The following is a 397-nucleotide window of genomic DNA, read 5'->3' as shown; positions in this document are numbered from 1 at the left end:
TCGCCGCGCTGGAGAACGCGTTTGGGGTGGTCACCTCGCCCGTCTGGTGCACCAAGATCGCCTCGCGGCTGGTGCGGACGTTTACAGACCGGCACGGGCTGAAATACCTGCTGCAGGAGCTGGTGGGCGTCGATGTCAGCAAGCAGCAGCAGACCAGCGACTGGGGCGCGGCCGACCTGTCGGACGCGCAGCTGGAATATGCCGCGTCGGACGTATTGCACCTGCACAAGCTGAAGGATGCCCTGGAGGAGCGGCTGAAGCGCGAGAACAGGCTGGGCCTGGCGCAGGCCTGCTTTGACTTTCTGCCCGCGCGTGCCCATCTGGACCTGCTGGGCTGGGGCGAAGAGGGCGACATCTTTCGCCACTGAGCGGGCAACGGGTATTTGGACAAAGAAGA

General features: G+C 64.7%; 1 pseudogene. It reads left to right on the top strand.

Annotation, left to right across the window (positions count from 1 at the left end):
• Nucleotides 1-368 (top strand): annotated as a pseudogene (locus tag TW83_RS17840) (ribonuclease D); the annotation flags it as partial.
• Nucleotides 369-397 lie beyond the last annotated feature (29 nt).

Origin of the sequence: Paracoccus sp. S4493 (assembly GCF_000967735.1) — a bacterium.
Classification (GTDB): Bacteria; Pseudomonadota; Alphaproteobacteria; order Rhodobacterales; family Rhodobacteraceae; genus Paracoccus; species Paracoccus marcusii.
The sequence above is the reverse complement of the archived record's forward strand: the minus strand, read 5'-3'. Positions and strand labels throughout refer to the sequence as shown.